Consider the following 13,299-nt stretch of genomic DNA (forward strand, 5'->3'; position numbering starts at 1 on the left):
GCCGGCGACACAGCAGGCGTGCTGAAATAATCGAACGGCAATGGGCCACCCCATTCAATCGACTGCGAACTGCGTGGCCACGCGCGCTCGTCAGCATGTGGGCAGCATTAGAGAGCAGTCTTTCTAGCGCTCTTGAACCAGCAGACACACCATCGACCCCGACCCCGAAGACATCGGCCGAGTACGTCAAACGCACCTACAAGGCCTCAGCCCCACGGCACGCACAGATATCCCAAAGAAAAAGCCCGGTCACCCGGGCTTTCTCGTCTTCACCAGCTGAAGAAGACAGCCTTACAGCTGCGCCTCTTCGATCTGGATCTTGTAACGCTTGCGCATTTCCTTGACGTACGCCTGCGCCGCGTTGTTGCCATCGATCTGGCTCAGCTGTTCGCGCAGCATGGTCTGCTGCTCGGCCGGCATCTGCTTCAGGTCGCCCGGCGTGGCCTTGGCGATGACGAAGACCGCAAAGCGCCCGCCGTCCAGCTCCACCTTGCCGACCGACGGCTTGCCTTCGGTCGGGCGCGGCGCGCTGAAGATGGCACGGTTTGCCGCCGGTGTCGGGATCGGCGCGGTGCGCGGCAGGCCGGGGATCGGCTGCACCTGCAGCTTCTCGCTGGCCGCAAGCGCCTGCAACGTTTCGCCCTTCTGCACCCGCGCCAACACTGCATCGGCAGCCGCCGCCGCCGCCTTCTCGGTGCGGTCGGTATGGATCGCCGCAATCACCTTGTCGCGCACCTTGTCCAACGGCAACGCCTGCTCGGCGCTGTGATTGGTCACACGCAACACCACACTGTGATTGGGCGCAATGGTGATCGGGTCGCTCACCGTGCCGTCCTGCACCAGCGTCTCGGAGAATGCCGAACGCAGCACCGCCGGATTGGCCGCGATACCACTGGCATCGGCGCGCGAGAACGGGCCCAGCGTCTGCACCGGCAGACCGACCTGCTTGGCCGCTGGCTCCAACGCGGTGGGATTCTTGTAGACCTGATCCACCAACTTGCCGCTCACATCGGCAAACGCCTTGTCGGCATCGGCCTTGAGCTGCTCGGCAGCGAGTTGATCGCGCACCTGCTCGAACGACTTGCCCTGGCCGCCCTTGACCTCGCGCAGCTGGATCACGTGGTAACCGAACTCGCTCTTGATCGGGCCAACCACATCGCCAGCCTTCATTGCGAACAACGCGTCTTCGAACGGCTTGACCATCGTGCCCTTCTCGACCCACCCCAGATCGCCACCAGCCCCCTTGGAGCCCGGATCCTGCGAGTTGGCCTTCGCCAATGCAGCAAAATCGGCGCCCGGCTGCTTGGCTTCTGCGGCGAGCTTGGCTGCCTTCGCTTCGGCAGCCTTCTGCGCGGCGGGGTCGCTGCCAGCGCTGATCAGGATGTGCGAAGTCAGACGCTGGTCCGGCTCGACAAAGCGGCCCTTCTCTTCTTCATAGCGCTTGCGCAAGGTCGCCTCGTCGGCGGCGGTTGCCGGCGGCAACTTGGCCGCATTGATCTCGACGTACTCGATCGTCACGGTCTCAGGCTGACGGAAATCCTGCGCATGCCCGTCGTACCACTGCTTGATCTGCGCATCGCTGACCGGCGCGGTGTCTGCAGCCGGTGGCGGCAGCATCGCCAGCTCCACGTCGCGCGTTTCGCCCATCAGCTTGAGCAGGCGCTCGAACTCGGCCTTGGTCGCAAAGCCCGACTCGGCAATCGCCTGCGGAATCACCGACTGCTGCAAGCTGTCGCGCACCAATGCGTCGAACTGCGCCGGCGTGCGCGGTGGCGTGCCTTGTGCGAGCGCGGCGCGGTACTGGTCGGGGCTGAATTTGCCATCGACCTGGAACGCCTGAATGCCGGTGATGTAATCGCGCACCGTCGCATCGCCGATCACGATGCCGGCATCTTCGGCACCTAGACGCACGACTTGCTCGTCAACCAGTTGATCGAGCACCTGCAGCTTGTTTTCGCGCGATTCGAACGTGCGCGGGTCGAAATTCTCGCCCTGGCGCTGACGCTCCTGCATACGCGCCTGCTCGAAGCGTGCGCGGAAATCCTGCGTACTGATTTCATGGTGCTGCCACAGCAGCGACACCGGCCACCAGGAAGGTGCCGATTTCCACCATGTGGGCGGCGCCTGCACCTTGGCCACGTTGTTGGCGCCAATGCCGCCGAGGTAGCTGTTGTCGATGACGAACAGGAACGGAATCATCAGCAACCCCAGGATGGCGGTAGCGATCCAGCCTGACGTCTTGTCGCGAAGTTTCTGCAGCATTGGCAAATCACGGCCTGTGGGCGAGCCGCGCAGTGTAACGCGCTTGGCGCCGAGCACCCAGCCCAATGCTCCACGCCATCGGCCGCGATGCGCTATTCAACGCGTAACCTTTGGCAATGCTGCAAAAAAAAGCCCCCGGCACAAGGCCGAGGGCTTTCGTATAACTGGCGGAGCGGACGGGACTCGAACCCGCGACCTCCGGCGTGACAGGCCAGCATTCTAACCAGCTGAACTACCGCTCCGCTTTAAACTTGGACTTTTTTCTCTGCAGCATTCGCAGTACGAATGATGTGGAGAAAACGAAGCCCCCAATTGCTCAGGGGCTTCGGGTGTAACTGGCGGAGCGGACGGGACTCGAACCCGCGACCTCCGGCGTGACAGGCCAGCATTCTAACCAGCTGAACTACCGCTCCGCGCTTTAAACGTTTGCCTGGTGCTTAATGGTGGGTGCTGAGGGTTTCGAACCCCCGACCCTCTCCGTGTAAGGGAGACGCTCTACCGCTGAGCTAAGCACCCTAGCGAGTCGATTAGTTTACTGCATCCTTCAGGGCTTTGCCAGCCTTGAACGCAGGATTCTTCGAAGCAGCGATCTTGATGCTGTCGCCGGTCTTCGGATTACGGCCGGTGCGCTCAGCGCGCTCGCGGACCTGGAAGGTACCAAAGCCGACGAGGGTGACAGCTTCGCCCTTCTTCAGTGCCTTGGTGATTTCGCTCACAACCGCGTCGACAGCACGGCCAGCTTCAGCCTTGGAGATGTCAGCGGCAGCGGCAACGCCATCGATCAATTCGGTTTTATTCATTCTTGAAACTCCCTTTGCGGCAGATGCCGCGGAATCGACAATCGGCGCTCTTGCCGTTAGCGAAGAACCCGACACAAGTGGTATCGCGTGACGCATCACAATTTGCCGCGCCCACGAGTCGTGCATTTATACCAGCGCCCCCAACCGCACGCAAGCCAAAACCCAATAACGACGCGGGTTTTGGCTTGTTTTGCCTGGGTTTAGACAAGCGCTTCTAGTGCTTGACGCGGGCACCCGGAGTAGTGCGGGACTTGCCGCGCACGGCGACGCGCGAGGCGGTCTTGCGGGCCTTTTCCTTGCCCGCCTTCTTCGGTGCCAGCGGACGCTCCAGTGCAAGATCCAGCACTTCGTCGATCCATTTGACCGGCACGATCTTCAGATCGCGCGTCACGTTGGCAGGAATATCGGCAAGATCCTTGCGATTCTCGTCGGGGATCAACACGGTACGGATGCCGCCACGCAGTGCAGCCAGCAGCTTCTCCTTCAACCCACCGATTGCCGAGACGCGACCACGCAAGGTGATCTCGCCGGTCATCGCCACATCCGCGCGGATCGGCACCTTGGTCAATACCGACACCAGCGAGGTCACCATGGCTATACCTGCGCTTGGGCCGTCCTTCGGTGTGGCGCCATCGGGCACGTGCACATGCACGTCCTGCTTCTGCAGGAAGTCCACATCGATGCCGAGTCGCTCGGCGCGCGAACGCACCACCGACAACGCAGCCGATGCCGATTCCTTCATGACGTTACCAAGCTGACCGGTGAGGATCAGGTTGCCCTTGCCCGGCACCAGCGTGGATTCGACCTGCAGCAGCTCGCCGCCGACTTCGGTCCATGCCAGACCGGTGACCAGACCGATCTCGTTCTCTTCTTCAGCACGCCCGAAATCGAAGCGGCGCACACCCAGGTACTTGTCGAGATTCTTCGAGTTCACCACGACCAGGGCCTTGGGCTTGCCCTTCTTGGCGACGAGCTTTTTCACCACCGGCTGCGGACCGGCGAGCGCGATTTCCTTGACCACCTTGCGGCAGATCTTGGCCACTTCGCGCTCGAGGTTACGCACGCCCGATTCGCGCGTGTAGTAACGCACGATGTCCTGGATGGCGTCGCTGCCGATCTCGATCTCTTCCGGCTTCAAGCCGTTGGCCTTGATCTGCTTGGGCACCAGGTAACGCATGGCGATATTGAGCTTCTCATCCTCGGTATAGCCGGGGATGCGGATCACTTCCATGCGGTCCAGCAAGGGACCCGGAATATTGAGCGAGTTGGAGGTGGCGACGAACATCACCTCCGACAGATCCAGATCGACTTCCAGATAGTGGTCGTTGAAGGAATGGTTCTGCTCGGGATCGAGCACTTCCAGCAACGCCGCCGACGGGTCGCCACGGAAATCCATCGACATCTTGTCGATCTCATCGAGCAGGAACAGCGGATTCTTGCTGCCCACCTTGTTGAGGTTCTGCACCAGCCGGCCCGGCATCGAACCCACATAGGTGCGGCGATGGCCACGGATCTCGGCTTCGTCGCGGATACCGCCCAGGCTCATGCGCACGAACTTGCGGTTGGTCGCCTTGGCGATCGACTGCCCGAGCGAGGTCTTGCCCACGCCAGGCGGCCCGACCAGACAGAGGATCGGCCCCTTCATCTGCTTCACGCGCGACTGCACGGCCAAGTACTCAAGGATGCGTTCCTTGACCTTGTCCAGACCGTAGTGATCGGCGTCCAGCGTGTCCTGCGCAGCCTTCAAGTCCTTGCGCACCTTGGAGCGCTTCTTCCACGGCACGCCCAACAGCCAATCCAGATAGTTGCGCACCACGGCCGCCTCGGCGGACATCGGCGACATCTGCTTGAGCTTGTTGAGCTCGGCCTTCGCCTTGGTCTCGACCGGCTTGGGCATGCCCGCCTCGGCGATCTTGCGGGCGATTTCTTCCAGTTCGCCCGGCGCGTCGTCCAGATCGCCCAACTCCTTCTGGATCGCCTTCATCTGTTCGTTGAGGTAGTACTCGCGCTGGCTTTTCTCCATCTGCGACTTGACGCGGCCGCGAATGCGCTTTTCCAGCTGCTGCACATCGATCTCGCCGTCCACCAGGCCGACCAGCAACTCCAGGCGCTCGCCGATTTCGGTGATCTCCAGCAGGCGCTGCTTGTCGGCAAGACGCACGCCAATATGCGCGGCAATGGTGTCGGCCAGACGGCCCGGCTCATCGATACCGGCCAGGGTCTGCAACAACTCCGGCGGCAGCTTGCGATTGGTCTTGACGTATTGCTCGAACAGCGACATCAGCGAGCGCGCGATCGCTTCCACCTCGCGCGGCTCGCGCGCGTCGCTGGCTTCGACCTCGATGCCCTGCCCCTGCAGCGCGCCGTCCAATTCGACGACCTTGTCGACGGTGACCCGCGACAGCCCTTCGACCAGCACCTTGATGGTGCCGTCGGGCAGCTTGAGCAACTGCAATACCTGCGCAAGCGTGCCGACGGTATAGAGATCGGTTGCGGTCGGGTCATCAGTTTCCGCGGACTTCTGCGCGACGAGCAGGATGCGCTTGTCGGCCTCCATGGCTTTTTCCAGCGCGCGCATCGATTTGTCGCGACCGACGAACAGCGGAATCACCATGTGCGGAAACACCACCACGTCGCGCAGCGGCAACACTGGCAGATCGAGAACTTCTGGTTGGGACTGGGCCATGGGGCGCTCCGCAGGAATCGGGAAATAAGGCGTAAAAAAAGCCGATGGCCCCGTTATGGGGCCATCGGCGAGGTCTTGCAAGTAGCGGTCGGAAACCCTTTATCCGCGAGCGAGGCCACGGCCTGGCGACGCGGCATCAAAGGCTCAGTCGCCGGACGCGGCCTTGGCCGGAGCCGGTTGCGCCTGGTAGATCAGATACGGCTCGGACTTGTGCTCGATGACCGACTCGTCCACCACCACCTTGCTGACATTTTCCTGCGACGGTAGCTCGTACATCGTATCCAGCAGCACCGATTCGACGATGGTGCGCAGACCGCGCGCGCCGGTCTTGCGCTTGAGCGCCTTCTTGGCGATCGCAGACAGGGCGTCGGGGCGGAATTCCAGCTCCACACCTTCCATATCGAACAGTTTCTTGAACTGCTTGGTGATGGCGTTCTTGGGCTCGGTCAGGATCTTGATCAGCGCCGGCTCGTCCAGTTCCTCGAGCGTGGCAACCACCGGCAGGCGGCCGACGAACTCGGGGATCAGGCCGAACTTGATCAGATCTTCCGGCTCGACTTCGGCCAGGATCTTGCCGACTTCCTGCTTGCGCTCGCTGCTCTTGACCTTGGCACCGAAGCCGATGCCGCCGGCATCGTTGGACCGCTGCTGAATCACCTTGTCCAGGCCGGCGAACGCGCCGCCGCAGATGAACAGGATGTTCTTGGTGTCGACCTGCAGGAATTCCTGCTGCGGATGCTTGCGCCCGCCCTGCGGCGGCACCGAGGCAACCGTGCCTTCGATCAGCTTCAGCAGTGCCTGCTGCACGCCTTCGCCGGACACGTCGCGGGTGATCGACGGGTTCTCGCTCTTGCGCGAGATCTTGTCGATTTCATCGATATAGACGATGCCCTGCTGCGCCTTCTCGACGTCGTAATCGCACTTCTGCAGCAGCTTCTGGATGATGTTTTCCACATCCTCACCGACATAGCCGGCTTCGGTCAGCGTGGTGGCATCGGCGATGGTGAACGGCACATTGAGCAGGCGCGCCAGCGTTTCGGCCAGCAGCGTCTTGCCCGAGCCGGTCGGACCGACCAGCAGGATGTTGGATTTCGCCAGCTCGACTTCGTCGTTCTTGCTGCGGCTCTCGATACGCTTGTAGTGGTTGTACACCGCCACTGCGAGCGTGCGCTTGACGCGCAGCTGCCCGATCACGTATTGATCCAGCACCTCGAGGATCTCGCGCGGCTTGGGCAAGCTGGAACGTGCCGACTGCGCCTTCTCTTCGAGTTCCTCGCGGATGATGTCGTTGCACAGCTCAACGCACTCATCGCAGATGAATACGCTGGGACCGGCAATCAGCTTACGGACTTCATGCTGACTCTTACCGCAGAACGAGCAGTAGAGAATCTTGTTGCTGTCGCCGGAACGACCTTGGCGGTCTTCGCTCATGCTTCTGTTACCCAGTTACCCCACCCGATGCACGGGGGTTCGATTTCGAGAATAGCACAGGGCCGAGAGGACATCCGTCCAGCCCGACCCTGCCGTTTTTCCTGCAATTTCAGGCATCTGGCGATCAGGACGGCTGGATCGACTCTTCCGGACGACGCTCCAGCACCTGATCGACCAGGCCATAGGCCTGCGCATCGACCGCGCTCTTGAAGTTGTCGCGCTCGGTATCGCGCCCGATCGTTTCCAGCGACTGGCCGGTGTGCTTGGCCAGGATCTCGTTCAAGCGCGAACGCAGCGTCAGGATCTCGCGCGCATGGATGTCGATATCGGTTGCCTGACCCTGGAAGCCACCCAGCGGCTGATGGATCATCACGCGCGAGTTCGGCAGCGCATAGCGCTTGCCGGCCGCACCCGATGCCAGCAGCAGCGCGCCCATCGATGCAGCCTGGCCGACGCAGATGGTGCTCACGTCCGGCTTGATGTACTGCATGGTGTCGTAGATCGCCATGCCGGCGGTGACCACGCCACCGGGCGAGTTGATGTAGATGCTGATGTCCTTTTCCGGGTTATCCGCTTCCAGGAACAACAGCTGCGCCACGATCACGTTGGCCATGTGGTCGTCGATCGGACCGACTAGGAAAATCAGACGCTCCTTCAGCAGACGCGAGTAGATGTCGTACGCACGCTCGCCGCGGCTGGTCTGTTCGACCACCATCGGGACGAGGTTCAAGGCTCTGGTTACATTGTCCACGCGAGGGGAATCTCCTGTGTCGATTAGTTGAATCCCCGCACATGGATGTGCGGGCTCTTGCGAAGGATTCGCATTACTGAATCCCCGCGCATGATGTGCGGGCTCTTGCGAGGGACTCGCATTTTATTGACGGATCGCATCCTGGAACGACATCGGCTGCTCGGTGTGTTGGGCGCGCTCGGCGATCCAGTCGATCACCTGCTCTTCCATCACACGACTCTGCAGTCCACCCATCAACTGGGGGTCGTTGCGGTACATCTCAATGACCTGTTCCGGTTCTTCGTAGGTCGAGGCGATCAGACGCAGCGTTTCGCTGACGCGCTTGGATTCCAGACGCAGCTCGTTACGACGGGCCACCTCGCCCACCAGCAGACCGACCAGTACGCGCTTGGCGGCCGCGTCCATGAAACCCTGATGGGCATCGGCCGGAATCTCGCCCGGGTTGCGGCCGCTACGGCGGACCTGCTCCACCTGCTGGGCCAGCATCGAACGTGCTTCGTTTTCGACCAGACGCGGCGGCATTTCCACATGCGCATAGGCGGCAATCAGCTGCTCGCCCACTTCGCGCCGCAGACGATTCATCAGCGCACCCTTGAGCTCGCGCTCCAGGTTGGTACGGATGTCGGCGCGGAACTGCTCGGCATCGCCACTCTTCACGCCGAAGCTCTTGATGAACTCCTTGTCCACCACCGGCAATACCGGCTCGGACACTTCGACCGCCTTGACGTGCACCTGCACGGTCTTGCCAGCGAGCTGTGGCACGCGCCACTCGGCCGGGAAGTCGATGGTCAGGGTCTTGTCTTCGCACTTGGCCAGACCTTCCAGGCCCTTTTCGATCTGATCGAACATCACGCCCGAGCCCAGCACGCTGCTGCCGGTCTCCACGCCTTCAGCGGGCAGACGCTCGTCGCCGGCCTGCGACCAGGTCTCCAGCGCCACCAGGTCACCGACCTGGGCGCCACGCTCGACCGGGTTCCAGGTGCGACGCTGCAGACGCAGGTTCTCGATCATCTGGTCGATGTCGGCGTCGGTCACTTCGGCGGTATGGCGCACTACCGACAGCGTGGTCACATCGATGTCGCCGAAGTCCGGCACCACTTCAAAGGTGGCGACGAAATCGAAATCGCTCTCGCCGGCCTTGTCGATCCGCGGGTTGCCCGCCAGGCGCAGCGCATGCTCGCGCACGGCCGAATCGAAGGTCTCACGCAGCAAACCATCCATTGCCTCGGCACGCACCTGCTGACCGAAACGCTGCTCGATGACCTTGGCGGGCACCTTGCCGGGGCGGAACCCCTTGATGCGCGCGGTCCGCGCGATCTCGCGCAGGCGGCCACCGACGTGCGTCTCCAGACGCTCCTGCGGCAGGGTGAAGGTCAGGCGGCGTTCCAGATTGCCGGTGGATTCGATCGATGCTTGCATGTTGACTCCTGCCACCGACAGCACAAGCGTCGGCACGAGATGGAAGATGCGGGTTGACGGATGGCGAGAAAGCCGCCGAGCCTTGTAGTTTCGCCGATAACGGCTGCCGCTGCCAGCGGCATGCGCACAACCGCGTCGCTCGCGTCTGGACAGCCGGTTTTGCGGATCATGCAGCGGCCGGACCACTCACGGCCGCACTGCATTGGTGCGAAAGGGGGGACTCGAACCCCCACGCCTTGCGGCGTCAGAACCTAAATCTGGTGCGTCTACCAATTCCGCCACTTTCGCGATGTTGCGCTTGCCCGCGCATTGTTGCAGGGATACCAGGAAAGAAAAAGCGTCGTGATGCCGCGGTGCACGTTCAATCGGCTTCAAGCCCAATGGGCTTGAAGCCGATCCGCAGGCTATCCCGGACGCACTTTGCCCGGGAAGCGAGGTGAACCGTTAAACTTTGCATCGCCGCAGCGATCAAAGCCTCGTACTTTTACTCGTACACGGTAAAGGTAGGATTTGCGAAAATTCCGTTAAATCTAGATGAGTGAGGCAGCAGTCGCGATGAGAGACCGATATCGCCAGATCGTGGCACTGTCCCGCGATTGCATCAAAGAGATCGACCTCGATGGGCGGATCACGGCAATCAACGTCAATGGGCTGGCCGGACTCGGCGTCAGCCATCCCGACCAGCTCATCTCGCAGCCATGGCGCGAATTGTGGCCGCCCGAGGCCGTGGGCCTGGTCGATGCGGCGATCGCCGGCTCCGCGAATGGCTTGATCCAGGAATTCGAGGCCGTCTGCGTGAACTTCGCCGGCGTGCGTCAGACCTGGCAGGTGGTCACCAGCCCGCTGTTCGATGCCTTTGGCAACGTCGAGGCGATTCTTGCGGTGAGCAAGAACATCTCCGACCGCAGGGCGCTGGAGGCGGCGTTCCATACGCTGGATTCCATGCTGAAGGCCGAACGCGAGTTTTCCACCGGCGCCTTGATGCTGGCGCGTGCGCGCGAAAATTCGCTGTCGACCGAACTGCATACCCTGCGCGACCTGCAGGAGCGCATCGAAGGCGATCTGGACATTGCGCGCGCCGCACAGGGAGCGGCCGAGAAAATTTCCGAGCAGGCACAGAAAGGCGAAGCGGTCGGCCAATTGCTGGCAGGCGTCGTTCACGACTTGAACAACGTGCTGCAGGCGGCGACATCGGCCATCGACCTGGTCGTACAGCGCGCAAGGATCGATGCGCACGATGCCAAGCTGCTGAGCGTGGCCGACGCGGCGCTTCAGCATGGCTCGGTCATGGCGCAGCGGCTGGTCGGATTTTCGCGCCAGTATCCGTACAGCCCGGAGGCAGTGGATCTTGCCGCATTGGCCGAACAGCTGAGCCCATTGCTGGAACAGGTGGTCGGCGCCGAGTTGCAATTGCAGTTGCGCACCAGCGAAGGCGGATGCTGCGCCATGGTCGATCGCCATACGGTGGAGCGCGCGATCCTGAATCTGGTGATCAACTCCCGCGATGCCTGCAAGAGCGGGGACACCATCCGTATCGAAACCGGCGACACCGTCGTGGCCGCCGAGGACGCGAGCCTGAGCAAACCGGGCGGGCATTACGTCACCATCACCGTTGCCGATAGCGGACATGGCATGGATGCAGGTGTGCAATCGCGGTTATTCGAAGCCTATTTCACTACCAAGGACGCAGGCAAAGGAGCCGGGCTTGGCTTGACGCAGGTGTATAGCGCGGTGCGTCAGGCCGGTGGCTTTGTCGAAGTGAGTTCGGCTCCCGGTAAAGGTGCGCGCTTCTTGCTGGCGTTTCCGCGTATGCAACGAAGCCAGACGTCTGAGCTGACCGCATCGCCCTGAACGGCTACAGGGGTGTAGTTGTACGCGACAAGCGTGACCTGAAGAGCCACGCAAGCAATGCGCAGGTGCCGCCGCCCCATAGCCCGCTTCGCACCAAGGCCAGGATCAGATCGCGATCCGAGCCCATGGACCAGCCGCCAACGACCGCTGTGAGCAACACGACCAACCCAGCCGAAAACAGGCCGCTCAGCGCGCCGATTGCGATCTGGACAAAGGGGTTTGGCGCACGCTCGCGATACAGACGACGGCACGTCAACGCGCACCCCAATCCCGCACCAGCGGCAGCAATCACCGGCAACACCAGGACGTAGGACAAGCCTGCGATCAGAAAAGCAGTCTCGCTATCGAGCCGCGCCCACTGCAGAAAGCCCAGCAATCCGCCTAGCGGAGGACCGACCACTGCAAAGATCATGACCTGCTGGAGGATCGAGCGCCGTGTTGCTCTGGACACATCACGCCTCATTTGAGTTTGCCGGCCTGGGCTGCAGACCACAGGTCACCAGGCATCCGATGCACGCAGACTTCGCGCCGGCCAAGCAACAAGCTTGATTAGGCAACTGCTGAACAGACACAGCAGCAGAATTCGCTGCAAGCGAACAACTCGCGCAGTTCCTGCCTTGAGACGTCTCTTCTTGTTTCCAGTGCCGGAGAAAAGAAAAGCACCTAGGTGTTTGCCTAAGTGCTTTTATTTGGTGGGCCGTCAAGGATTCGAACCTTGGACCTATTGATTAAGAGTCAACTGCTCTACCAACTGAGCTAACGGCCCTGAAACTGGTCGCACATTGTATGTGCGTTTTTGCTTCGTTGCAACACCCCGCGATGCGTCGGGTCCAACATTTCCTGCAATCAGTGGGGTGGCTGAGGGGACTCGAACCCCCGACATCTGGAATCACAATCCAGTACTCTAACCAGCTGAGCTACAGCCACCACTGAAAACCTACTTCCTACCGCACCGCCGATGGCGCGCCCGACAGGACTCGAACCTGTAACCGCCGGCTTAGAAGGCCGGTGCTCTATCCGGTTGAGCTACGGGCGCCCGGACCGAACGTTGCATTCCCACGCCGCAAGAAGCTCGGAATGGTCGGGGTAGAGGGATTCGAACCCCCGACATCCTGCTCCCAAAGCAGGCGCGCTACCAGACTGCGCTATACCCCGGCGGGACCTTTCAATCCCGAAGGCTGGAAAGGTCGGCTATTTTGGGAACGATTGGCCTCGCTGTCAATCACTCTGCGTCAATTCGCCGATCCGGTATCCTCGCGACAACGCTCACCACCATGGCGAGCACCTACATTTCATGGAGAACACGCATGCGTAGCGGCAACCCTGCCCTTCGGGAATCCACATTCCTCGACCTTGGCTCCGGCTCGGTCGTCACCCGCGACGGCCAGGCGATGACCCTCAACGGCACCGTCAACAAGACCGGTGCGTTGTTGTTGATGGCCGTGCTCACCGCTGCTTTCGCCTGGTCGCAATCTGTTGGTGCAGACGGCATGCCATTGCCTGCAGCCAAGCTGTACATGATTGCCGGCGCGATCGGCGGGCTGGTGTTCGCACTGGCGACCAGCTTCAAGCCGACCTGGGCACCGATCACCGCGCCGCTGTATGCGCTGGTGGAAGGCTTCTTTCTTGGCTCGATTTCGGCGGTGTACGAGGCGCGCTTCAACGGCATCGTGTTCCAGGCGGTGCTGCTGACCTTCGGCACGATGTTCGCGCTGCTGTTTGCTTACCGCAGTGGACTGATCAAGGCCACCGAGAACTTCAAGCTGGGCGTGGTTGCGGCAACCGGCGGCATTGCGCTGGTGTATCTGGCGACCATCGTGCTGGGCTTGTTCGGTGTGCGCATCCAGTTCATCCATGACTCGGGGCTGATCGGCATCGGCTTCAGCCTGTTCGTGGTGGTGGTGGCAGCACTGAATCTGGTGCTGGACTTCGACTTCATCGAAAGCGGTGTGGAACAAGGCGCCCCCAAGCACATGGAGTGGTACGGCGCGTTTGGCCTGATGGTGACGCTGGTGTGGCTGTACATCGAGTTCCTGCGGTTGTTGTCGAAGCTGCAGTCGCGCAATTAAGCGGGGAATCGAGAATCGGGATTAGGGAAT

9 protein-coding genes and 8 tRNA genes are annotated in these 13,299 nt (G+C 61.6%); 2 read left to right on the plus strand and 15 right to left on the minus strand.

All coding sequences use genetic code 11. The features are described from left to right. Positions 1-291: 291 nt before the first annotated feature. The 10 genes from NDY25_RS05000 to NDY25_RS05045 all read right to left on the minus strand — a co-directional run bounded on the left by NDY25_RS05000 (position 292) and on the right by NDY25_RS05045 (position 9,637). Positions 292-2,262 (minus strand): peptidyl-prolyl cis-trans isomerase, encoded by a 1,971-nt coding sequence (locus NDY25_RS05000; RefSeq protein ID WP_168956944.1) that lies wholly within the window; start codon positions 2,260-2,262, stop codon positions 292-294. 165 nt (positions 2,263-2,427) lie between these two features. After that, positions 2,428-2,504 (minus strand) — tRNA-Asp (locus NDY25_RS05005). Between the two features lie 94 nt (positions 2,505-2,598). Further along, positions 2,599-2,675 (minus strand) — tRNA-Asp (locus tag NDY25_RS05010). Positions 2,676-2,703: 28 nt separating this feature from the next. Beyond that, positions 2,704-2,778, minus strand: a tRNA-Val gene (locus NDY25_RS05015). 11 nt (positions 2,779-2,789) lie between these two features. Continuing rightward, positions 2,790-3,062, minus strand: coding sequence for an HU family DNA-binding protein (locus NDY25_RS05020; protein WP_006451749.1), 273 nt, complete (start codon positions 3,060-3,062; stop codon positions 2,790-2,792). A gap of 214 nt (positions 3,063-3,276) precedes the next feature. Further along, positions 3,277-5,748, minus strand: coding sequence for an endopeptidase La (gene lon / locus NDY25_RS05025; protein WP_168956945.1), 2,472 nt, complete (start codon positions 5,746-5,748; stop codon positions 3,277-3,279). 144 nt (positions 5,749-5,892) lie between these two features. Beyond that, positions 5,893-7,179, minus strand: coding sequence for an ATP-dependent Clp protease ATP-binding subunit ClpX (clpX, locus tag NDY25_RS05030; protein ID WP_256627826.1), 1,287 nt, complete (start codon positions 7,177-7,179; stop codon positions 5,893-5,895). A gap of 124 nt (positions 7,180-7,303) precedes the next feature. After that, positions 7,304-7,930, minus strand: coding sequence for an ATP-dependent Clp endopeptidase proteolytic subunit ClpP (gene clpP / locus NDY25_RS05035; RefSeq protein ID WP_023902875.1), 627 nt, complete (start codon positions 7,928-7,930; stop codon positions 7,304-7,306). Between the two features lie 123 nt (positions 7,931-8,053). Beyond that, positions 8,054-9,349, minus strand: a complete 1,296-nt coding sequence (gene tig, locus NDY25_RS05040; protein ID WP_168956946.1) for a trigger factor — start codon at positions 9,347-9,349, stop codon at positions 8,054-8,056. A gap of 203 nt (positions 9,350-9,552) precedes the next feature. Further along, positions 9,553-9,637: transfer RNA gene (locus NDY25_RS05045), tRNA-Leu, on the minus strand. A gap of 267 nt (positions 9,638-9,904) precedes the next feature. Here NDY25_RS05045 and NDY25_RS05050 point away from each other — a divergent pair. Next, positions 9,905-11,200, plus strand: coding sequence for a PAS domain-containing sensor histidine kinase (locus tag NDY25_RS05050; protein ID WP_168956947.1), 1,296 nt, complete (start codon positions 9,905-9,907; stop codon positions 11,198-11,200). 4 nt (positions 11,201-11,204) lie between these two features. Here the strand turns inward: NDY25_RS05050 and NDY25_RS05055 are convergent, their stop codons facing one another. The 5 genes from NDY25_RS05055 to NDY25_RS05075 all read right to left on the minus strand — a co-directional run bounded on the left by NDY25_RS05055 (position 11,205) and on the right by NDY25_RS05075 (position 12,355). Continuing rightward, entirely contained in the window at positions 11,205-11,651 is a 447-nt protein-coding gene (locus NDY25_RS05055; protein WP_233366316.1) for a hypothetical protein, read from the minus strand. A 239-nt stretch (positions 11,652-11,890) separates the two neighbouring features. Then, positions 11,891-11,966: transfer RNA gene (locus tag NDY25_RS05060), tRNA-Lys, on the minus strand. A gap of 84 nt (positions 11,967-12,050) precedes the next feature. After that, a tRNA-His gene (locus NDY25_RS05065) sits at positions 12,051-12,127 on the minus strand. 32 nt (positions 12,128-12,159) lie between these two features. Then, positions 12,160-12,236: transfer RNA gene (locus tag NDY25_RS05070), tRNA-Arg, on the minus strand. A gap of 42 nt (positions 12,237-12,278) precedes the next feature. After that, positions 12,279-12,355 (minus strand) — tRNA-Pro (locus tag NDY25_RS05075). Between the two features lie 152 nt (positions 12,356-12,507). Between NDY25_RS05075 and NDY25_RS05080 the strand changes: the two genes are divergently transcribed. Beyond that, positions 12,508-13,269: a Bax inhibitor-1/YccA family protein gene (locus tag NDY25_RS05080; RefSeq protein ID WP_168956949.1), complete on the plus strand. Its 762-nt coding sequence runs from the start codon at positions 12,508-12,510 to the stop codon at positions 13,267-13,269. Positions 13,270-13,299: the final 30 nt, after the last annotated feature.

Source organism: Xanthomonas hortorum pv. pelargonii (assembly GCF_024499015.1).
Lineage (GTDB): Bacteria > Pseudomonadota > Gammaproteobacteria > Xanthomonadales > Xanthomonadaceae > Xanthomonas > Xanthomonas hortorum_B.